We start from the raw sequence: 570 nt of genomic DNA on the forward strand, positions 1-570 counted from the left end.
GTGATTGGGCGCGAACATGAAGCCCATGCCGGTTTGCTCAATGCACTTGGCGACCTGTGGCGCCTGCAAGTCGATTTTCGCGCCCAGCGCCTCGAGCACGTCGGCGGCGCCGGATTTGGACGATACGCCGCGATTGCCGTGCTTGGCCACCGTGGCGCCCGCCGCGGCGGCGACGAAGGCCGCGGCGGTCGAGATGTTGAAGGTATGCGAGCTGTCGCCGCCGGTGCCGACGATGTCGACGAAATGCGGGTTGTGTGGTACCTCGACGCGGGTGCATAACTCGCGCATCACTTTCGCCGCCGCAGTGATTTCGCCGATGGTCTCCTTCTTCACGCGCAAACCCGTCAGGATCGCCGCGATCATCACCGGCGAGACTTCGCCCTTCATGATCTGACGCATCAGGTGCAGCATCTCGTCGTGGAAGATCTCGCGGTGTTCGATGGTGCGCTGGAGTGCCTGCTGTGGTGTGATCATGGTGGATGTCCTATCGAGGGGTCAGGGGGTGAGCAGCAGGCCGACCTTGCGGGCTGCTTGCTTGAGGCCGCCATCGATGCAGGCGAGCGGCGCGCC

The 570-nt window shown here is 64.4% G+C and carries 1 protein-coding gene; it reads right to left on the minus strand.

Going from position 1 to position 570, the window contains the following annotated elements; all coding sequences use genetic code 11:
- Positions 1-474, minus strand: a 474-nt coding sequence (gene trpD / locus ACK4TH_RS13060) for an anthranilate phosphoribosyltransferase (RefSeq protein WP_409627058.1), incomplete at its 3' end; no start/stop codon positions are given.
- Positions 475-570 lie beyond the last annotated feature (96 nt).

Source organism: Tepidimonas sp., assembly GCF_046292505.1.
Taxonomy (GTDB): Bacteria; Pseudomonadota; Gammaproteobacteria; order Burkholderiales; family Burkholderiaceae_C; genus Tepidimonas.